The 19,743-nt window shown below is 65.3% G+C and carries 12 protein-coding genes; 8 read left to right on the top strand and 4 right to left on the bottom strand.

The features are described 5' to 3' along the window. Positions 1-14: 14 nt before the first annotated feature. Positions 15-1,703, bottom strand: a complete 1,689-nt coding sequence (locus AAGW23_RS01945; RefSeq protein WP_342404668.1) for a Na/Pi cotransporter family protein — start codon at positions 1,701-1,703, stop codon at positions 15-17. 163 nt (positions 1,704-1,866) lie between these two features. After that, a complete protein-coding gene (locus AAGW23_RS01940) occupies positions 1,867-2,757 on the bottom strand; it encodes a cache domain-containing protein (RefSeq protein WP_342404667.1) in 891 nt (296 codons plus the stop codon). Between the two features lie 222 nt (positions 2,758-2,979). Between AAGW23_RS01940 and recC the strand changes: the two genes are divergently transcribed. From recC to AAGW23_RS01915, 5 genes are all read left to right on the top strand, one after another. Beyond that, the gene (recC, locus tag AAGW23_RS01935) at positions 2,980-6,390 is read left to right on the top strand and encodes an exodeoxyribonuclease V subunit gamma (RefSeq protein WP_342404940.1); all 3,411 of its coding nucleotides are present in this window, start codon (positions 2,980-2,982) and stop codon (positions 6,388-6,390) included. After that, positions 6,387-9,935 (top strand): exodeoxyribonuclease V subunit beta, encoded by a 3,549-nt coding sequence (gene recB / locus AAGW23_RS01930; protein WP_342404666.1) that lies wholly within the window; start codon positions 6,387-6,389, stop codon positions 9,933-9,935. Before recC ends, recB begins: the two co-directional genes overlap by 4 nt. 70 nt (positions 9,936-10,005) lie before the next feature. Next, on the top strand, positions 10,006-11,859 hold the full coding sequence (gene recD, locus AAGW23_RS01925; protein WP_342404665.1) for an exodeoxyribonuclease V subunit alpha: 1,854 nt from the start codon (positions 10,006-10,008) through the stop codon (positions 11,857-11,859). Positions 11,860-11,996: 137 nt separating this feature from the next. Next, positions 11,997-12,446: a hypothetical protein gene (locus tag AAGW23_RS01920; RefSeq protein WP_342404664.1), complete on the top strand. Its 450-nt coding sequence runs from the start codon at positions 11,997-11,999 to the stop codon at positions 12,444-12,446. Between the two features lie 86 nt (positions 12,447-12,532). Continuing rightward, positions 12,533-13,315 (top strand): ABC transporter substrate-binding protein, encoded by a 783-nt coding sequence (locus tag AAGW23_RS01915; RefSeq protein WP_342404663.1) that lies wholly within the window; start codon positions 12,533-12,535, stop codon positions 13,313-13,315. A 31-nt stretch (positions 13,316-13,346) separates the two neighbouring features. Here the strand turns inward: AAGW23_RS01915 and AAGW23_RS01910 are convergent, their stop codons facing one another. Continuing rightward, positions 13,347-14,255: an AEC family transporter gene (locus tag AAGW23_RS01910; RefSeq protein WP_425540800.1), complete on the bottom strand. Its 909-nt coding sequence runs from the start codon at positions 14,253-14,255 to the stop codon at positions 13,347-13,349. A gap of 174 nt (positions 14,256-14,429) precedes the next feature. Between AAGW23_RS01910 and AAGW23_RS01905 the strand changes: the two genes are divergently transcribed. Then, the gene (locus tag AAGW23_RS01905) at positions 14,430-15,611 is read left to right on the top strand and encodes a GGDEF domain-containing protein (RefSeq protein ID WP_342404661.1); all 1,182 of its coding nucleotides are present in this window, start codon (positions 14,430-14,432) and stop codon (positions 15,609-15,611) included. Positions 15,612-15,618: 7 nt separating this feature from the next. On the opposite strand, the gene AAGW23_RS01900 is transcribed toward AAGW23_RS01905, so the two are convergent. Continuing rightward, the gene (locus AAGW23_RS01900; protein ID WP_102836616.1) at positions 15,619-16,020 is read right to left on the bottom strand and encodes an acyl-CoA thioesterase; all 402 of its coding nucleotides are present in this window, start codon (positions 16,018-16,020) and stop codon (positions 15,619-15,621) included. Between the two features lie 215 nt (positions 16,021-16,235). Here AAGW23_RS01900 and AAGW23_RS01895 point away from each other — a divergent pair, with 215 nt between their 5' ends. Continuing rightward, complete coding sequence (locus AAGW23_RS01895; RefSeq protein ID WP_342404660.1) at positions 16,236-17,210, top strand: phosphate ABC transporter substrate-binding protein PstS family protein; 975 nt, start codon at positions 16,236-16,238, stop codon at positions 17,208-17,210. Between the two features lie 215 nt (positions 17,211-17,425). Further along, positions 17,426-19,702, top strand: coding sequence for an ABC transporter permease subunit (locus tag AAGW23_RS01890; protein ID WP_342404659.1), 2,277 nt, complete (start codon positions 17,426-17,428; stop codon positions 19,700-19,702). Positions 19,703-19,743 lie beyond the last annotated feature (41 nt).

Here is a 19,743-nt window from a genome sequence, read left to right as displayed (position 1 = left end):
AGCCCATGCACTGATCAGGCTGGCTTGCCGGGGAGGTGCTCGGTGGTCGGTGTTTCCCGAGCAGTCGAAGACTCGCCAGCGGCGCGTTGTTTGCCGTAGCTGGAGCTTTCAAGCGCCGCGTACGCCGCGCTGCAGAACAATGAATTGAGCCGCTTCATGTCGGCGATCAGCTCCAGATGCGCAGCACTGGTTTCGATACTTTCCACCACCTGCTGATGCAGGCGATGTACATGGGCATGGGCCAACTCGCGCTCAAGCTTGCGAAACTGGCGCTTCTGCTGCAGCAGCTGGCGGGCGCTGTGTGAATCGCCAGACAGGAATACCGACAGGCCCAGGCCGAGATTGACAGTGAGCAGGGTATGCAGCTGGCTGAGCTCATCCAGTCCGCTGTCGGAGAACGAGCGGCGCTTGGAGATCTTCAGGTTCTGCACCTTGCCCAGCATATGCTCGATGATGTCGCCGGCCTGCTCCAGATTGATCGCCAGTTCGATGATTTCCGCCCAGCGCCGGCTCTCCTGTTCGGCCAGATCGTCACGCGGCATGCGTGCCAGGTAGAGCTTGACCCCGCTGTACAGGGCGTCCACGTCATCGTCCAGACGACGGATGTCCTCGCCGGGCTCCGGCCGGTCTTCGCGCAGCGCTTCGAGCAGGCGCGCCAGCATCGTTTCCACCAGGTCGCCAATACGCAGTGTTTCGCGCGTGGCATTGGCCAGGGCGAGCGTCGGCGTATCCAGGGCAGTGGGGTCGAGATGGCGCGGCTGGGCAATGCCGTTGTCCTGAATACGCTCCGGTAGCAGTCGCTCACAGAGGCCCGCCATCAGGCCCACCGTGGGCAGCAACAGCAGGCAGCGCAGCGAGTTATAAGCCAGGTGAAACGCGATCACTTGGGTTTGTGCGCTGAAGCCAAGCGTCGCCATCCACTCGACCAGCATCGGCAGAAACGGCAGCACCAGCAGGCCAGCGAGCTTGTACAGCAGGTTGCCGAGCGCTACCCGTCGAGCCGGAGGAGGTTGCGGCGTGGCGTTGAGCCAGGCCAGTACACCGCTGCCGACATTGGCGCCGATGATCACGCCAAGGGCGACCGGCAGGCTGATCAACCCGGCACTGGCCAGGGTCGCGGTCAGCAGCACGGCGGCGAGGCTGGAATAGGACAGCACGGCGAACAGCGCGCCGACGACCACGGCGAGCAGGGTGTCGCCGGCCAGCGACGAGAACAACACTCGCATGCCGCGCGCTTCGGTGATCGGCGCGGCCGCGGTCACGATCAGTTGCAACGCCAGAATGATCAGGCCGAGGCCGATCAGCACCCGACCGAGTTGTCCAGCGCGGGTCTGTTTGCGCGAAAGAAACAGGCAGACCCCAAGCAGGGTGAACAGCGGTGACAGCCAACACAGGTCCAGCGTCAGCACCCGCGCCATCAGCGCCGTCCCGACATCGGCGCCGAGCATGATTGCCAGTGCGGTGGGCAGCGCCATCAGGCCCTGGGCTACGAAGGAAATAGCCAGCAGCGCGGTGGCGTTGCTGCTCTGTACCAGCGCCGTAACGCCAATCCCGGCGGTAAAGGCCATGGGCGCATTGGCCATGCTGTGGCCGAGCAGCCGACGCAGATGAGAACCGTACACCCGCATGATCCCGGTGCGCACGATGTGCGTCCCCCAAACCAGAAGCGCGATGGAGGACAGCAGATGCAACAGCGTCAGCATCGGGCAAGGCCTCCGGCTCTGGATGATCAACGGACACAGCTCCCTGCACCTGGGAGGGCAGAAAGCTGTGAGTTATAGAACGTTGACCATCGCCGGTAGCCGGCCGTTCACCAAAATGACATCAGTGATGACGCCACAGGTGCTTATTGCCGAGCCGTCAGGCTCATTTAGGTGTGTAGTAGCCCACGCCCAGCAGGACGTCATCGACTCGACGGATCAAGGTGTGTTTTTTCTCCACCGCATTGGTGGCCGGGTTGCGCCACACGTAGTCGACGGTCCCGGTGCCCTTGTCCTTGGCCATTTCGATCATCTGCTTGAACAGCGGCGTACCGGCGGCGTCGGTGATTTCACGTACGTCGACGCCCACCAGGTTGGGCGAAGCGCCACTCGCGCGGTATTTGCCATCCTCGAGGCCGATCACGAACACGTACTCGTCGTTCATCACGAAGCGGCCCTGAGGGTCATTGAAGGCCTGATAGGCCGCCTCTTCCCCCGAACGCTTCACCAGCGCTACGGCCTCGTCGAGCATCTTCTGTGCGTGTTCGGCCGAGGAGCGCGGGATGTAGTAGCCGACCACCAGAATCTGATCGCCGACCTTGCGGTACAGACTGGTCTTGTTCTCGACCTTGTTGTCGGCCGGGTTCAGCCAGTGGTACTTGACTTGGCCGCTGTCGCTGGTCTTCGCCCCTTCGACGATCTCGCGGATGAAGGGCTGGCCGGCGGCATCCTTCAGGTCCATCACGTTGAGTCCGACCAGTGCACGGGAAGCGCCGTTGCTGGCGAGCATGGTCCCGGCCGTGTCCAGGACAAACACATAATGCTGGCCGTCAACGAAGCCGCCCTTACGGTCATTGAAGGCTGCAAGGGCCTGCTCCGGGCCCGCTTGCTGCAGGTGTGTGGCGGCGCGATCAAGCAGTGCGTTGGCCTGTCGTGCATGGCTGCGTTCTACCGAGCCTTTGGCCTGGGCGCCATCAGTGGCGGAATACGCCAGCGGTGAGGCGCATAGCGCTGCGCCCAGTGAAAGAATCAGCAGGTTCCGGTGGTTCAGTTTCATCGGTTGCTCCTAGCCTGAGGCAGGCGATGGCTGCAAAGGTGCATGGGGACTGCCTGCTATGAAATATCCTACGGCCCGTGGGGGCATTGATATTGATCACAAGGACCGTTGGCTTCCTGCAAAAGGAGTAGGAACAATCGCCGCATGGCAGGTGGACGACACGCTCCGCGCGCCGACCCGAACTTGCTACCCTTGGCCGCTGACCCAGCCGAAGCCGCCCTCATGCTCAGCCTCTACCACGCCCCTGACCTTGAAACCCTCGGCGAACTGGCCACGCGCCTGCTCGCCCAGCCCCTTGCCGATCCCTTCGCCCCGGCGCTGGTGGTGGTGCCGAGCCAGGGCATGGGGCGCTGGCTGACGCTGGAGTTGGCGCGCAAGCAGGGCATTGCCATGCAGCTGGAGATTCAGCTGCCGGCCAAGTTCGTCTGGGACCTGAGCCGCACCGTGCTGGGCAGCCTGCCGGAGCAATCGGCGTTCGCCCCGACCACCCTGACCTGGCGCCTCTACGGCTGGCTGTGCGAGCCGGCCAAACTCGAGCTGGCGCCGCGCCTGGCGCAGTACCTGGACGGTGGCGACGAGCGCCGTCGGCTGTCACTGGCGGCGAAGATCGCCGACGTGTTCGACCAGTACCTGCTCTATCGCGACGACTGGCTGGCGGCCTGGGAGCGTGGCGACACCCTCGACCTCGGTCCCGACGAAGCCTGGCAGGCGCTGCTCTGGCGCGAGCTGACCAAGGACGGCCATCCGCACCGCGCACGGCTGCTCGGCGACCTGCTGCAACGCCTCTACCGCGACGAGGCCTTGCCAGGCCTGCCCGAGCGCCTGCTGGTGTTCGGCATCAGCAGCCTGCCGCCGCACCACCTGCGCGTGCTCGACGGCCTGGCCCGGCATATCGACGTGGTGGTCTGCGCGCTCAACCCGAGCCGAGAGGCCTGGGGCGAGATCCGCGATATCCGCGAGCTGGCCAGGCAGCTTCCTTCTTCCGGGCGGCTGGGGAGCGTCGCGAGCGAAGAGCAGGCGAGGCAAAACCCGGCGAGGGAGCGGAGTGTACAGGCCGTACATGAGCATCCCGAGCTGGGTTTTAACGAAGCCTCCCCGAGCGCAGTAGCTCCCCAGCCGTCCGGCGCCGATGACTGGTATCTGGATGTGGGCCATCCGCTGCTGGCCAGTCTCGGCAAGCAGGGCCGCGACTTCTTCGACTCGCTGTTCAGCCTGACCGCCAGCGAAGGGAGCCAGGAGTTCGGTCTGTATTCCGAAGACGAAGACCTGCATGACGACAGCCTGCTGCACGCCTTGCAGAACGACATCCTGCGCCTGCGCACCCGCCTGCCTGATGAGCGCATCAGTCTGGCCGAGAACGACCGTTCGCTGGAGGTGCATATCGCCCACTCGCCGCTGCGCGAGGTGGAGATCCTCCATGACCAGCTGCTGGCGCGCTTCGCCGCCGACCCGGCGCTGACGCCGGACCAGGTGGTGGTGCTGACGCCGGATATCGAGCGTTACGCGCCCTTCATCGAGGCGGTATTCGCCCCGCGCGAGGGCAGCCCGCGGATCCCCTACAGCCTCGCCGACCGCAGCCTGCGTGCCGAAATGCCGTTGATTGAGGCCTTCCTCGAACTCCTATTGCTGGCGCAGAGCCGGTTTGCCGCCGAAGAAGTTCTGGCCTGGCTGGAGCAGCCGGCCGTTGCCCGCCGCGCCGGCATCGAAAGCGAAGACCTACCGCTGTTGCGTGATTGGTTGCGGGAAGCCGGTGTGCGCTGGGGCCGTGACGGCAGTCAGCGTATTCGCCTGGGCTTGCCCGACGAATCAGCCTTTACCTGGCGCCAGGGGCTGGACCGACTGCTGCTGGGTTTTGCTGCGCCGCCGCAACTGGCTGGCAACCACGCGCCACTGCTCGGCGAGCATTGGCCATTGGATGCCCTGGAAGGCGCGCGCGGGCAGTTGCTCGGGCGGCTGGTGGAATTCGTCGATCGGCTCGGCACGCTGGCCGACCAGCTCGCCCGGCCGCGTCCGCTGGCCGAATGGGCCGATGACCTGCAGGTGCTGATCGACACCCTGTTCGACGAGCGCGAAGCCGGCGACACGCTGCTCTTGTTGTCCCAAGCCTGCGCGGCGTTGCGCGATCAGGCCCAGGCCGCGGACCTGACGCGACCCATCGAACTGGAACTGGTGCACCAGCAGCTCAGCACCGCCTTGCAGCAGGGCGGCGGCGCCTCGGGCTTTCTTACCGGTGCGGTGACCTTCTGCACCATGGTGCCGATGCGCAGCTTGCCGTTCCGCGTGGTCTGCCTGCTTGGGCTGGACGACGGCGCCTTTCCGCGGCGCACACCGCCGTCGGGCTTCGATTTGATCGGCCGGCATCCGCGCCGTGGCGACCGGGCGCGGCGCCTCGACGACCGCTACCTGCTGCTGGAGACGCTGCTCTCGGCGCGCCAGGCGCTGTACCTGTCCTACGTCGGCCGCGACCCGCGCGACAACGCCGTGCTGCCGCCGTCGGTGCTGCTCAGCGAGGTGCTCGAGGCGGTGGACATGACGGCCGTGCTGGTCGATGGCGCGAAGCCGGTCAGCCAGAAGATCCTCATCGCGCATCCGCTGCAGCCGTTCTCGCCACGCAATTTCGGCAACGCGCCCTGTGCGGGTTTTTCGCTGCCCTGGTTCCGCGCCGCCAAGCGCCTGGCCGAGCCGCCGCAGACTCAGCCGCAACCCTTCGCCAGCCTGCTCGCCGAGCCGGACGAGGCCTGGCTGACCATCGAGCCGTCGCAGCTGTTGCAGTGCTTCCGTCATCCGGCGCGCTTTCTGCTCGAGCAGCGCCTCGGTTTGCGCCTGGCTGACGATCAAGAATCGCTCGCCAGCGACGAGCCCTTCGATCTGGAGATGCCGGCCTGGAACGGCCTGCGGCGCCTGTCGCTGCAGGCGATGGAGCACGGCTGGAGTGATGAAGACGAACGACGTATGGCCTGCGCCGCAGGTTGGTTGCCGACGGGCGAGTTGGGCCAGGCGCTGTGGGGCAAGCTGCGCGGGCCGGTGCGTGCCTTTGCGCCGCGCCTGTTCGAACTGCGCCCGGAAGCGGTGCCCGAGCCGCTGCCGGTGGACATCACCCTGGCCGGCGTGCGTATCCATGGCTGGCTCGATGGCGTGACCCCGGCCGGACTGTTCGGCTGGAAGCTTGGCCGTCTCGGTGAGTGGGACCTGCCGCCGTTCTGGCTGCGTCATCTGCTGCTCAACCTGTCCGCCACGCCCGGTATCGAGCGCCACAGCCTGATGCTGTCGCCCGCCGGTGACTGGCAGCTGGGGCCGTTGTCGAACGCGGCCGAACTGCTGGAGCCCTGGCTGGTGGCCTATCGCAGCGCCATCCGCGAGCCGCTGCCGCTGTTGCCGCGCAGCAGTCAGGCTTTTGCCCGCGGCTACCGCAAGCCGAGCCGCGGCAGCGAGCCGCTGGACTGCGCCCGCAAGCGCGCCCGCGAAGCCTGGCTCGGCGCCGAGTTCAGCCCCATCGCCGCCGAAGCCGAAGACCCCTGGAGCGCCCTGGCCTTCCGCGACCGCGATCCGCTGGACGAGCGATTCGAAGCGCTGGCCGAGCAGCTGTTAGGCCCGGCGCTGGACGCCCTGGCCGACGAGGATGAAGACCAATGAAACTCGACCTGCTCGATTCGTCCTTCGATGGCCGCTCGCTGATCGAGGCCAGCGCCGGCACCGGCAAGACCTGGACGCTCACCGCGCTCTATGCGCGTCTGCTGCTGGAGCGCCAGCTCTCGGTGGGGCAGATTCTGGTGGTCACCTACACCACCGCCGCCACCGCCGAGCTGCGCGAGCGTATCCGCGCACGGCTGGCTGATCTGCTCGCCGTGTATGAAGGCACACCGAGCGGCGACGACTTCCTCAACCGCCTGCATGCCCGCTACCCGGACGAAGCCTCGCGGCGGCGCCTGTTGCTCGCCGTGCACGGCTTCGACGAGGCGGCGATCTTCACCATCCACGGCTTCTGCCAGCGCGCCCTGCAGGATGCGGCTTTCGAGGCCGGGGGCGATTTCGACAGCGAGCTGACCGCCGACGACCGCGAGCTCATTGATGCGCTGCTCGCCGATGCCTGGCGCAGCGAACTGGCTGACGCCGACCCGGCCTGGGCGCGCTTTCTGGCCAAGAGCCGCATCACGCCGGTGTGGTTCCGTCAGCGCCTGCGCAGCCATCTGGGCAAACCCTACCTGCGGGTCGAGCCGCAGGGGGCTCCAGTCGCCGCCGATCTGCGTCCGGTCGAGGCCGCCTGGCAGCGCGCCGCCGGGTTGTGGACGCAGGCGGGCAGCGCCTGGGTCGCCGAGCTGCTGGCCCATGACGGGCTCAGCCAGAGCACCCACAAAAGCATCAAGTTCGCCCCCTGGCAGGCGGAACTGGACGCCTATTTCGCCGACCCGGCGGTGATGTTCGACCTGCCCGAGGGCGCGGCGAAGTTCGGCGTGCGTGCGCTGAACAAGGCGTGCAAGAAGGGCCACGACGCGCCGGTCTGCGAATTGGCCCATGCACTGGACGAGCTGGCCGATCAGGTCGCCGAGGCGCTGCCAGCGGGCAAGCAGCGGTTGATCGCGCTGCAGGTCGCGCTGCTGGAGCGCCTCAACCGCGAGCTGCCCGAACGCAAGGCGGCGCAGCGGCTACTGGCCTTCGACGATCTGCTCAATCGTCTGGAGCAGGCGCTGCAAGGGCCGGTCGGCGAGGACCTGGCGGCCTCGCTGCGTGCCGCCTATCCGCTGGCGCTGATCGACGAGTTTCAGGACACCGATCCGATCCAGTACGCCATTTTCAACCGCATCTATGCCAAGGGGGGCGAGGCTTCGCTGTGTTTCGTTGGCGATCCCAAGCAGGCGATCTATGCTTTCCGCGGGGCGGATCTGGCGACCTATATGACCGCCAAGCAACAGGCCGATCGCGAGCCGTTCAACCTGCCGACCAACTACCGCTCGACGCCTGAGCTGATCGCCGCGCTGAACCAGCTGTTCGACCACCCGCAGCCCTTCGCCCAGCCTGACCTGCGCTATCCGCCGGTGGGTGCCGCCGACAAGCCGCGTGCGAGCTTGCATCTGGTGGAGGAGCGCGAGGCCGCGCCGCTGTCGCTGGTCTGGCTCGGCGACGATCCGCTGGGCAAGGGCGAAGCGTCGCAGCTGGCGGCGAGCGACACCGCACGGCGAATCGCCCTGCAGCTGGCCGGCGCCGCCGAGGGTCGCGCCGGTTTCGACCAGGACGGCGTGTTCACGCCGCTCAAGGGCGGCGATATTGCCGTGCTGGTGGCCAACCACCGCCAGGCCGGGATGATCGCCGACGAACTGGCGGCGCGCGGCGTCCCCAGCGTGCGCCGGGGCCGCGACAGCGTTTGGCGCAGCGAGGAGGCGGGTGAGCTGGCCGCGGTGCTGGCGGCGTACGCCGAACCGGGGCGCGAAGGCTTGCTGCGTCATGCCCTGGCCACGCGTTTACTGGGCCGCAGCGCCGCTGATCTGGCCCGTTGTCAGGACGATCAGCAGCAATGGGACGCCGAGCGCGAAGCCGCCGAGCGCTATCACCAGCTCTGGCAGCAGCAGGGCTTCATGCGCGTGTTCCGTGCCTGGCTCGACGAGCAGGCGGTGGCCGAACGACTGTTGGCGCGAGTGGATGGCGAACGGCGGCTGACCAACCTCTTGCACCTTGGCGAACTGTTGCAGGCCGAAAGCCTGCTGCGCCCAGGGCTGGAGCCGCTGCTGGCCTGGTTCAATGCCCAGCGCGGCAGCGAAGGTGCGGGCGAGGAAGCCCTGCTGCGGCTGGAAAGCGATGCCGAGCGGGTGCAGATCGTCACCATCCACACCAGCAAGGGTCTGGAATACCCCTTGGTGTTCTGTCCCTTCCTCTGGGACGGCAAGCTGCTCGGCAAGAACCGCGACAGTGCCCGCTGCCACGACGCCAGTGGCCAGCCGCTGCTGGATCTGGGCAGCGGCGAACTGGAGGACAACCTCGAACGCGCCCGTCAGGAGGTGTTCGCCGAACAGCTACGGCTGGCCTACGTCGCCCTGACCCGCGCGCGTGATCGGCTCTGGCTGCACTGGGGGCCGGTGAGCCTGCCCAAGGCGAAGAAGGATGGCAGCCTGCCCGACGAAGGCCTGCACAGCAGTGCCCTGGCCTGGCTGCTGCATGGCCGCGATCTCCCCGGCGAGCAGCCGCTGAGCGAGCTGGGCCATCATCTGGCCGATCTCACCGGCGGCAGCCTGCGCCTGGCCATCGAGCGGCTGGTCGAGCAGAGCGACGGTCATATGGCCTACCTGCCGCTGGAGCCGCGTGAAGCCAGTGCTCAAGGCCCCGGCCGGGCGGCGCCGCCCGAGCAGCTGTCGCAGCTAAACCGCAACCTCTACAGCGCCTGGCGCATCGGCAGCTTTTCCGGGCTGGCCGCCGGCATGCACATGGAAGCGCCGGACCGCGACGCTCTGGCCATCCCCGATGCCGGCGAGCCTGGCAGCGGCTTCTTCGCCTTTCCCCGTGGTGCGCGGGCGGGAACCTGCCTGCATGCGATCCTCGAAGACTGGGCGCGGGGCAAGGGCGAGCTGGAGGCGCTGGTCGAGCCGGCGTTGCAGGCCTACGGCCTGCCGCTGGAGTGGAAGGAGATCGCCATCAGCCATCTGCAGAAGGTGCTGGAAACCGATATGGACGGGGCCGGCCTGACCCTCGCCGCGTTGCAGTCGGCCAGGCGCCTGCCGGAACTGGGCTTCACCTTTCCGGTGCGGGATCTGGATGTGGCGCAGCTGCGCAGCTTGCTGACCGACCCGGCCAACGGTCTCTCCGATCCTCTACGGGAAGCCGCGGCGCGACTGGAGTTCGACAGCCTCAAGGGCTTTCTCAAAGGCTTCATCGATTTGACCTTCGAGCACGACGGCCGCTGGTACATCGCCGACTACAAGTCCAACTGGCTCGGCCCGGATGCGGGTTACTACGGCGGCGAACGGCTGCTGCAAGCGCTGGCGGGCGAGCATTACTACCTGCAATACCTGATCTACCTGGTGGCGCTGCGCCGCTTCCTGCGCCAGCGGCTGGCGGATTTTCAAGACGATCAGCTGGGCGGTGCCTTCTACCTGTTCCTGCGCGGCATGCCGGATGCCGGGGTGTATTTCGCGAGGCCGGATGATGCCTTGCTCGATGCGCTGGATCGGTTGTTTGAGGAGGGGCGGTGATGGTGCGCTTTGGCAGCATTGACCGCGAATGTGGGCGTGGCAGCGCCTTCCTGCCTATCAGGAGCGACATATGACCCTTGCCGATCTCCCGCTCGGCCCGCTGGAGCGCGCTTTCGTCGCCAGCCTGCAACGCCTTGAGCCGGAGGCGTCCGAGCCGGTGCTGCTCGCCGCCGCGCTGTGTTGTGAGGCGCTGGCGTCGGGCGACGTCTGTCTGCCACTGGAACGCCTGGCTGGCAGACGGCCTTGGCCCGATGTCGATCTCAGCATGCCGGCGCTACCCGTATGGCGCGCTCAGCTCGACGCCTCTTCGCTGGTCGGTGCGCCAGACGACTACGCGCCGCTGACCCTGCTCGGCAACCGGCTTTACCTGGCCCGTTACCAGGCCTACGAACAGCAGCTGGCCGAACAGCTGTTGGCTCGCACGGCGGACGCACCGGATGTCGATGAGGCTCGGCTGAGCGACAGCCTGGCGCGCTTGTTTGCCTTCAATCAGCAGAGCCCGGACTGGCAGCGCCTCGCCGCGGCTCAGGCGGTACGCCGACGTCTGGCGGTGATCTCCGGCGGGCCCGGCACCGGCAAGACCACCACGGTGGTGCGCCTGTTGGCGGCGCTGCTCGAGCAGCCCGGCGGTGAACGCCTGGCCATCGGCCTCGCCGCGCCCACCGGCAAGGCCGCGGCGCGCATGGCTGAGGCGATCCGCAACGCCAAGGCCGAGCTGCCGGTCAGTGATGCGGTGAAGAACGCCCTGCCGGACGAGGCGCGCACCCTGCACCGCCTGCTCGGCAGCCGCGGCGACAGCCCGAAGGTGCGGCATGACGCGGCCAATCCGCTGGCGCTGGACGTGCTGGTGGTGGACGAAGCCTCGATGGTCGACCTGGCATTGATGGCCAAGCTGGTCGCCGCGCTGCCGCCGAAGGCGCGGCTGATCCTGCTCGGCGACAAGGATCAGCTGTCCGCCGTCGAGGCCGGCGCGGTGTTCGCCGAACTCTGCGAAGGGCGTGGTTTCGATGCCCAGGCCGCGGCCGATCTGCAGCGCATTACCGGGCAGAGCGTAGCGGTCGAGACGCCGCGCTCGCGCCTGGGCGATGCAGTGGTGCTGCTCACCCACAGCCACCGCTTCGCCGGCGACAGCGGCATCGGCGAGCTGGCGCGGCGGATCAACGCTGGCGAGGCTAAAGGCACCGTCGCGTTGCTGCAGGAAGGCCGTGCGGATCTCGCCTGGAACGCGACGCCCAGCCCGACCGCCTTGATCGTGCGGCTGGAGCAAGGCTACGCGCCCTATCTGCAGGCCGCACGGCAGGGCGATCCAGGCGCGGCGTTCGAGGCCTTCAACGGCTTTCGCGCACTGACCGCGCAGCGCGAGGGCCCGTTCGGTGTGACCGGCCTCAACGAGGCGCTGGAGGCACGTTTCAAGCGCCGCCTTGGTGTTCCGGCCCGCGAACGTTGGTATCCCGGCCGCGCGGTGATGGTCCGGCAGAACGACTACGCATTGGGCCTGTTCAACGGCGATATCGGCCTGTGTCTGAAAACCGAGCAGGGCCTGCGGGTGTTCTTCGAGGGCGACGAGGGTTTTCGCGGCTTCGCGCCGGCAAGACTGCCGAGCCACGACAGCGCCTTCGCCATGACCGTGCACAAAAGCCAGGGCTCGGAATTCACCGAGGTGCTGCTGGCGTTGCCGGAGCAGCCCAGCCCGCTGCTGACCCGCTCGCTGTTCTACACCGGTATCACCCGCGCCAAGCGCCAGGTGGAGATCTGGGCGTTGCCGGCACGTCTCACCGAGGCAGTGTCGACCCGTGCCGAGCGCGCCGCCGGGCTCGCCGAGCGATTGGCTTCGAGCGACGGAATGGGCAGAGCCGAGGCGGCTTGCGTGGCAAAGCCGTCGCCGCCGGGCGAGCCGGTGGCCGACCAGCTCAGCCTGTTCTGATACGTGCGCGGCTGCTCGAAGCCGGCCTGTCCGCGACGTTTCTCAGCCGGTTTCGTGAAGCGGTTGTGCGTATGCCTTGAAAGATTCTGTTCCGATGGGCATTCACTGATAACTGACAACCGACAACTGGGGCTGCGATGAAACGCTTCTTTCTTCTTGTCTGGGCCTTGCTCAGCCTGGGGCTTGCCGGGGCCGCAGGACATGAGCTCTGGCGTGAGCCCTCATGGAACAACGCGTTAGTTTTGTTGTTGATCGCCTACTACAGCGTCTGCTTTTTCCAGCTGATTCGCGCAGCCTTTCGTCCCTGGGGGCTGCTAGGGCCATGGCGGCGTAGTGGGTTCTGGGTGTGCCTGTTGCTGCTGCCCTTGTGTCTCTGGCCACTTCGGTTGGCCTACGAGATCTGGCAGGCGGGGGCCTATCGGCTCAGGACTGAGGGCGAGGTAAACAGCCTGATGATCCTTCGCCAACTGCTCGCATGGCTGCAGGAGCTGGTCGGCTACCTGGGGCCGATGCTGGCATTGATTGCTGCCGGGGTTGGCATGGCAGTGCTGCTGTTGCGCCTGTCGCGCGGCCAGGTTGTTCGCTAGCGAAATCCGCTGCGCTGATCGCGAAACTTCTTTTACGCGTGGCGCAGGCTGCGCTCCATTCGTTTGCTAGGGCGGCAAGGGTGTTGATGAAAGGACTTTGGAGCCGGACGTTTCTGTTCAGTCTGGCCGCCTGTTTCGGTGCGTATGCGACGGAACTGGAGTTAGTGACAGGCGATGACTACGCTCCGCTCACGGGGCGAAATCTGGCCGGGGGAGGGATGCTCACGGAGGTTGTGCTAGCGGCACTCGAGCGCAGCGGAACCGCGTCATCGCTTGCCTGGCAGCCGTGGAAGCGGGGCTACATGATGACCCTGCGCGGCGAATACGACGCGACATTTCCCTATATCCGGGCCAACCAGCGCGAGCAGGTGTTTCTTTATTCGGCACCCTTGTACGTGTCGCAGCAGCACCTGTTCAGTCGCGTTGAAGAGGCGGTCGAGGTCAATGATCTGACCGGCGTCAGCGGCGGGCGACTTTGCCTCCCGCTGGGCTGGCAGTTGCCAGCCGCAGTCCAGGCGCTGGTTGACCAGGGGGTGCTGGTCCGCCATTCGCCGCGGGGTTTGAACGAATGCGCGCTGTTGCTATTGCTAGGACGAGATGACTTCTTTCTGGCCGATCTTCAGCTGGGCCTCCATGCCCTACAGTCAACCGGAGCGGCTCAAGCGCGTTTTCATGTGTCCGGCTCGGTACTGAGCCGCCAGACGATGCATCTCATCGTCCCGCGCAGCCGGCCAGACGCCGCACAACTGATCGAACGCTTTGACCGGGGGCTTCAAGCCCTGCGGGAAAGCGGCGACTATCAGCGGCTGATCACTTCGTTTACAGCCGGCAACCTATCCCGGCGTCGCTTCACCACGACCGCGCAATAACAGCTGCAATGACGGGTGTTTGGTAAGGCTGTCAGCGTTCGAGCAGCGTCAGCACCAGCGGCAAGCTGGCTGCGGCGAGTAGCGTCTGGAGGGTGATGATACCGGCCATCAGATGGCTGTCTCCGCCTAGCTGGCGGGTAAGCACGTAAGCGGTGGGTGCCGTGGGCAGGGCAAAGAACAGCACGATGATGGTTGTTTCCATAATGGGCAGATGGAGCAGCGTTGCGACGGCGTAGGCCAAGAGTGGAACCGCCAGGAGCCGCAGGGCGCAGTTCCAGCCCAGCGCCGGGATTTCACCACCGAGCTCCCGCGGCTTCAGCGCGGCACCTACGCACAGCAGGCCCAAGGGCAGGCTGGCAGCGGCCAGCAGGCTCAGCAAGTGATCGGTGCCGCCGGGCAGCCCCGCGCCTGAAAGATTCACCAATGCGCCGGTCAGGCAGGCGAGGATAAGCGGGTTTTTCAGGATCGGCAGCAACAACGAGCGCACACTGACGCCGCGCTCGGCGGTCAGCGCCCACACCGACATCACGTTTACCGTGGGTACCATCAGCGCCAGCATCAGCGCCGCCAGCGCCAGTCCTTCCTTACCAAACAGGCTGCCCACCGCCGCCAGTCCGAGATAGGTGTTGAAACGCAGCCCGCCCTGAGCAAAGGCACCGAAGCGGGCCGCCGGCCAGTCGCGTACGCGCTTGAGCAGCAATAAAGCCACCCACACGAGCCCCAGTGCGAGCATGACTGCCCCGGCCAGGCGAGGCAGCGCGGGGTTGTCCAGCGGAGCGGTGGCCAGGCTGCTGAATAGCAGGGCCGGGAATAACACGAAGTAGTTGATCCGCTCGGCGCCTGGCCAGAAGGCTTCGTTGGGGAAGTTGCGCAGGCGCAGAAAGTAGCCGGCAATGATCAGGGCAAACAGAGGCCATAGGGCGAGCAGAAGGCTGGTCACGCGATACATCCAACAGTGTAGGTGAGCCGATAGTGGAGTCTCCTGCCAGCGTCGGCAAGCGTCGAGCGATGCGGATTGATCTGCCCCAGAGCGGTTGCTGTGCGTTCATCGGGAAAACCGTCGAAATGATGTCTAAGTGATATCATTGTCCGCGCCTTGCCAAGAGCAACTCTGATGCAACCCCTAGAACAGCAGTCCGCCGAAGATTTCCGCGATACCCCGCATGGCAGACAGCTGCTCGAGGGCTTTCGTGGTTTGCTGTTTGCGCCGGACCTGGAGCGCGAATTTCGTCGTTACCTGGGACGTCAGGCACGCTTCGCACAGGTTCTTGGCGCCTGCCTTCTGCTGATCGTGGTTGCCGGCTATCACTATGTCGAATGGCAGCTGTATGCCGAGTCGGACCCGCAGTGGCTTCGTGAGCTGGCGCTATTGCGCCTGGTGGAGGCGGCACCGGGCGTCGCGATTGTTGTGATGACGCTTTTTAACTGGCGAATCCGTCTGGTTGCCAATCGCCTGTTTCCGTTGCTGCTGGTGCTGGTCGGGATCGTTGCGGCGCGCATCGACATCCACTACGAGGTCACCCAGACCGAATTGGCGTTCCGCTACGGTGCCGGTCTGTTGATCGTCTGTTCGTTTTTCTTTCTCGGCATCACCTTCTGGCGCGCCCTGATCAGCGCGGCATCGATCATCGTGATTGATATCCTGATGGCGGCGCTCATCCTGTCGTCCAGCGAAATGCAGGTGCACTGGATCGCGGTCAGCTATTACCTGTTGCTGTTGGCGATCGGAGCAATCAGCCGCTATATCCATGAATATTCGCAGCGTGAGCAGTTCCTGGTGCGTCAGCTCCTCGGCTGGGTCGCTCAGCACGACTCGCTGACTGGTCTGGCCAACCGCCGCAGTTTTGATACAGCCCTGCGCCAGACGCTGTTGCAGGCGCGTCGGGACCGCCAACCGTTGGCGCTGATACTGTTGGATCTGGACAATTTCAAAGCCTACAACGACAGTCTCGGCCACCCGGCCGGCGATGCGTTGATCCGTGATTTCGGCGAGCTATTGGGCCGATTCTCTCGGCGGCCGATGGACCTGGCGGCACGGGTCGGCGGCGAAGAGTTCGCCTTGCTGCTGCTCAACTGCGATGCGAGTTCGGCGCAAGCCATTGCGGCGCAGCTGCTGTCGGCATTCGCCGAACGTGCCATACCTCACCCCGCGTCGGCCCAGAGTGCATGCGCCACGACAAGCATCGGCATCGCAATGTGGAGGCCTGGGCAGACTGCCGAGCAGCTTTACCAGGCCGCCGATGCGGCGTTGTACCAGGCCAAGCAGGCCGGGAAGAACCGCTACGTGCTGCAATGATCGTCGTTTAGCGGCGCGGCGTGACCGGACGGGTGCGTCCACTGCCGTCAATGGCCACAAAGACGAAAACCGCCTCGGTGACCTTGCGCCATTCGCTGGACAGCGGGTCATCGCTCCATACCTCGACCAGCATGCGGATCGAGCTGCGGCCGACATCCAGCGTCTGGGTATAGAACGACAGCTGCGCGCCGACTGCCACCGGCACCATGAAGGCCATGCGGTCGATGGACACCGTGGCCACACGGCCCGCGGCGACGCGGCTGGCCATGGCCGTGCCGGCCAGATCCATCTGGGACACCAGCCAGCCACCGTAGATATCGCCGAAACCGTTGGTCTCACGCGGCAGGGCGGTCAGCTGCAAGGCCAGGTCGCCCTGCGGGATTGGATCTTCCTGTTCGTATTCGTTCATCGCTTGGACTCGCGGCGCGTTTGTTTTCTTGCGCGAAAAGCCCGCAGCAGTGCGGGCGGGGCGAGTATAGCGGCTGTAGGTTGGGACAGCGACCGGACAGGCCTAAAGTTCAGTGTCGTCACCAGATTGTCATATTCAGTTCATAGAGTGTTCACACGGCCTGCAGACAATGGCCCCCGTTCCAAACACTGACACACCCCTGCTAGGAGCATGGAATGAAACTGAATCGTTTGATGGCGGCCCTGACCTTTGTTGCCGCTGGTGTAGGCGCTGCCACCGCAGTGGCCGCCGTTGATCCAGCACTGCCGACCTATGAGAAGACCTCCGGCGTTTCCGGCAATCTGTCCAGCGTCGGTTCCGACTCCCTGGCCAACCTGATGACCCTGTGGGCCGAAGACTTCAAGCGTGCCTACCCGAACGTCAACATCCAGATTCAGGCTGCTGGCTCTTCCACCGCACCGCCGGCGCTGACCGAAGGCACGGCCAACCTCGGCCCGATGAGCCGTCCGATGAAGGACAACGAAATTCAGGCCTTCGAAGAGAAGTACGGCTACAAGCCGACGGCCGTGCCGGTCGCTATCGACGCCCTGGCCGTGTTCGTCCACAAGGACAACCCGATCAAGAGCCTGGACATCGAACAGGTCGACGCGATCTTCTCCAGCACCCGCCTGTGCGGTGGCGAAAAGGACATCACCACCTGGGGTGACGTCGGCCTGACTGGCGAGTGGGCGAGCAAGCCGATCCAGCTGTTTGGTCGTAACTCGGTTTCCGGTACCTATGGCTACTTCAAGGAAGAAGCGCTGTGCAAGGGTGACTTCAAGCCTAACGTCAACGAGCAGCCGGGCTCCGCTTCGGTGGTGCAGTCGATCTCCAGCACCCTGAACGCCATCGGTTACTCCGGCATCGGCTACAAAACTTCCAGCGTCCGCGCCGTGCCCCTGTCCAAGGGTGGCGAAGCCTTCGAAGCCAACGAAGAGAACGCACTGGCTGGCAAGTTCCCGCTGGCTCGCTTCTTCTACGTATACGTCAACAAGGCGCCGAACAAGCCGCTGAGCCCGATCGACGCCGAGTTCCTCAAGCTTGTGCTGTCGAAGCAGGGCCAGGAGGTCGTGGTCAAGGACGGCTACATCCCGCTGCCGAAGAAAGTGGTCGACAAGACCCTCAGCGACCTGGGTCTGCAGAACCACTAAACCCAGTAGCGTTCAGGCCTGCAGCGACCGCTGCAAGGCTTGAGACCGACGCCCGCCACGCTTCTTGCGCCGGTGGGCGTTTTCACGTCACCTCGCTGTAATTTTTCTGTCACACAGCTGCATTAAATTAGGCGCCCGACCGGCCATCAAGCCAGGAAACGACTCGCGTCAACGGCGCAGCAGTTTAAGCGGCCTGAGTGGCCAGGAACCTTTGCATGAACGATATCGAGACCATGAGCGCGAACTCCGATGTGCAACGGCTGGATTTCAACACCCCGGCCCTGCAGCGCAAGCGCCGTATCCGCGCGTTAAAAGACAAACTGGCGCGCTGGTATGTCTCCATTGGCGGCCTCGCCGTGCTTGGCGCCATCACACTTATTTTCTTCTATCTCGCCCAGGTCGTCGCGCCCATGTTTCAGGGCGCCGAACTGGAGGCGCGCGAAGCGCAGCAGCCGGCCTGGCTGGCCGACGCCGGCAAGCCGCTGCTGCTGGCCGTGGAAGAGCAGAACAAGGTGGCGATGCGTCTGGGCAGCGATGGCGCCGTGCGGTTCTTCAGCGTACCCACGGGCGAGCTGCTGCGCACCGTGGAGCTACCGCTGCCGGCTGGCAGCCAGATCGTCTCGGTCGGCCAGGACACACCCGGCAATCGCCGCATGGTGCTGGGGCTGAGCAACGGCCAAGTGCTGGTTGCCGAGCACAACTACAAGGTCAGCTACCCGGAAGGCAAAAAGACCATCACGCCGCAGCTGGACTATCCCTTTGGTGAGGCGCCGCTGAACCTCGACCCGCAGGGTCGGCCCATCGAGCATGCCGGCATCAGTCTCAACGGCTCGACCCTCATGGTCGCAGGCGCGACGAATGGCGCGTTGCATGCCTTGAAAATCGCCTCCACCGAGAACCTGATGACCGGTGAAACAACGCTTGAAGAGGAGCGCATGGATCTGCCGCAACTCTCCGAGCCAATCAAGGCGCTGCGCATCGATCCGCGGCACATGTGGTTGTTCGCCGTGAGCGGTCGCGCCAGCGTCGACGTCTTCGATCTGCGCCGCAAGCAACTCAATGGTCGCTACAAGCTGCTTGGCGGCAAAGGCGAGATCACCACAGTGGCCTCGCTGCTGGGCGGCATCTCGCTGATGGTTGGCGACTCGGCGGGCGGCATCGGTCAGTGGTTCATGGTGCGCAGCAATGATGGTCAGGCCGAACTGAAGAACGTGCGCAACTTCCAGCTGGCCGATCAACCGATCACACAGATTCTTCCCGAAGAACGTCGCAAGGGCTTCCTTGCCCTCGACAGCGGCGGCACCCTGGGCATCTTCCACAGCACGGCTCATCGCGAGCTGCTGACCGAGCAGGTCGCCGAGGGCGCAGCCGTCGCCGCCATGTCGCCTCGGGCCACGCGCCTGTTGGTCGAGTCAGGTGACCAGCTGCAGCGTTTCGTGATCGACAATCCGCACCCGGAGATTTCCTGGAGCGCGCTGTGGGGCAAGGTCTGGTACGAAAGTTACCCGGAGCCGGACTACGTCTGGCAGTCGACCTCGGCGACCGGTGACTTCGAGCCGAAGCTGAGCCTTTCACCCCTGGCGTTCGGTACGCTCAAGGCCGCGTTCTACGCGATGCTGCTGGCCGCTCCGCTGGCGATCTGCGCCGCACTGTATACCGCGTACTTCATGGCGCCGACTCTACGCCGCAAGGTCAAGCCGGTGATCGAGCTGATGGAGGCGCTGCCGACGGTCATCCTGGGTTTCTTTGCCGGCCTGTTCCTCGCGCCCTATCTGGAAAATCACCTGCCCGGCATTTTCAGCCTTTTGTTGCTGATGCCGGTGGGGATCCTCCTGGCCGGTTGGTGCTGGAGTCGACTGCCGGAAAACATCCGTCTGAGCGTGCCGGATGGGTGGGAAGCGCTGCTGTTGATACCGGTGATTCTGGCGGTGGGCTGGGGCTCTCTGGCGGTCAGTGGGCACCTGGAGAACTGGTTCTTTGGCGGTGACATGCGCCTGTGGCTGTCCAACGACATGGGGATTCCCTTCGATCAGCGCAACGCGTTGGTGATTGGCATCGCGATGGGCTTCGCGGTGATTCCGACGATTTACTCGATCGCCGAAGACGCCGTGTTCAGCGTGCCACGCAGTCTGACCCTGGGTTCCCTGGCACTGGGCGCAACGCCCTGGCAGACGTTGACCCGCGTGGTGCTGCTGACGGCCAGTCCGGGCATCTTCTCCGCGTTGATGATCGGTATGGGCCGCGCGGTAGGGGAAACCATGATCGTGCTGATGGCCACCGGCAACACGCCGATCATGGAAGCCAACATCTTCGAAGGCATGCGCACCCTGGCGGCCAACGTGGCGGTGGAAATGCCCGAGTCAGAAGTGGGCAGTACTCACTATCGGGTGCTGTTCCTCGCCGCGATGGTGCTGCTGATGTTCACCTTTGTGATGAACACCCTGGCCGAGCTGATCCGTCAGCGCCTGCGTCGCAAGTACGCCAGCCTGTAATACAGACCGCAGCCGGCGACGGCTGCGACAAGTTTTCAACA

The sequence above is a fragment of the Stutzerimonas chloritidismutans genome, from assembly GCF_038562055.1.
In the GTDB taxonomy this organism is placed as follows: domain Bacteria; phylum Pseudomonadota; class Gammaproteobacteria; order Pseudomonadales; family Pseudomonadaceae; genus Stutzerimonas; species Stutzerimonas chloritidismutans_A.
Note: the sequence above shows the minus strand (reverse complement) of the source record. Positions and strands in the feature narration are given on the sequence as shown.

Bases quoted from the DNA above. Each gene is read 5' to 3' on its own strand.
- AAGW23_RS01945 (WP_342404668.1), bottom strand. From the start codon at position 1,703: ATGCTGACGCTGTTGCATCTGCTGTCCTCCATCGCGCTTCTGGTTTGG.
- AAGW23_RS01940 (WP_342404667.1), bottom strand. From the start codon at position 2,757: ATGAAACTGAACCACCGGAACCTGCTGATTCTTTCACTGGGCGCAGCG.
- recC (WP_342404940.1), top strand. From the start codon at position 2,980: ATGCTCAGCCTCTACCACGCCCCTGACCTTGAAACCCTCGGCGAACTG.
- recB (WP_342404666.1), top strand. From the start codon at position 6,387: ATGAAACTCGACCTGCTCGATTCGTCCTTCGATGGCCGCTCGCTGATC.
- recD (WP_342404665.1), top strand. From the start codon at position 10,006: ATGACCCTTGCCGATCTCCCGCTCGGCCCGCTGGAGCGCGCTTTCGTC.
- AAGW23_RS01920 (WP_342404664.1), top strand. From the start codon at position 11,997: ATGAAACGCTTCTTTCTTCTTGTCTGGGCCTTGCTCAGCCTGGGGCTT.
- AAGW23_RS01915 (WP_342404663.1), top strand. From the start codon at position 12,533: ATGAAAGGACTTTGGAGCCGGACGTTTCTGTTCAGTCTGGCCGCCTGT.
- AAGW23_RS01905 (WP_342404661.1), top strand. From the start codon at position 14,430: ATGCAACCCCTAGAACAGCAGTCCGCCGAAGATTTCCGCGATACCCCG.
- AAGW23_RS01900 (WP_102836616.1), bottom strand. From the start codon at position 16,020: ATGAACGAATACGAACAGGAAGATCCAATCCCGCAGGGCGACCTGGCC.
- AAGW23_RS01895 (WP_342404660.1), top strand. From the start codon at position 16,236: ATGAAACTGAATCGTTTGATGGCGGCCCTGACCTTTGTTGCCGCTGGT.
- AAGW23_RS01890 (WP_342404659.1), top strand. From the start codon at position 17,426: ATGAACGATATCGAGACCATGAGCGCGAACTCCGATGTGCAACGGCTG.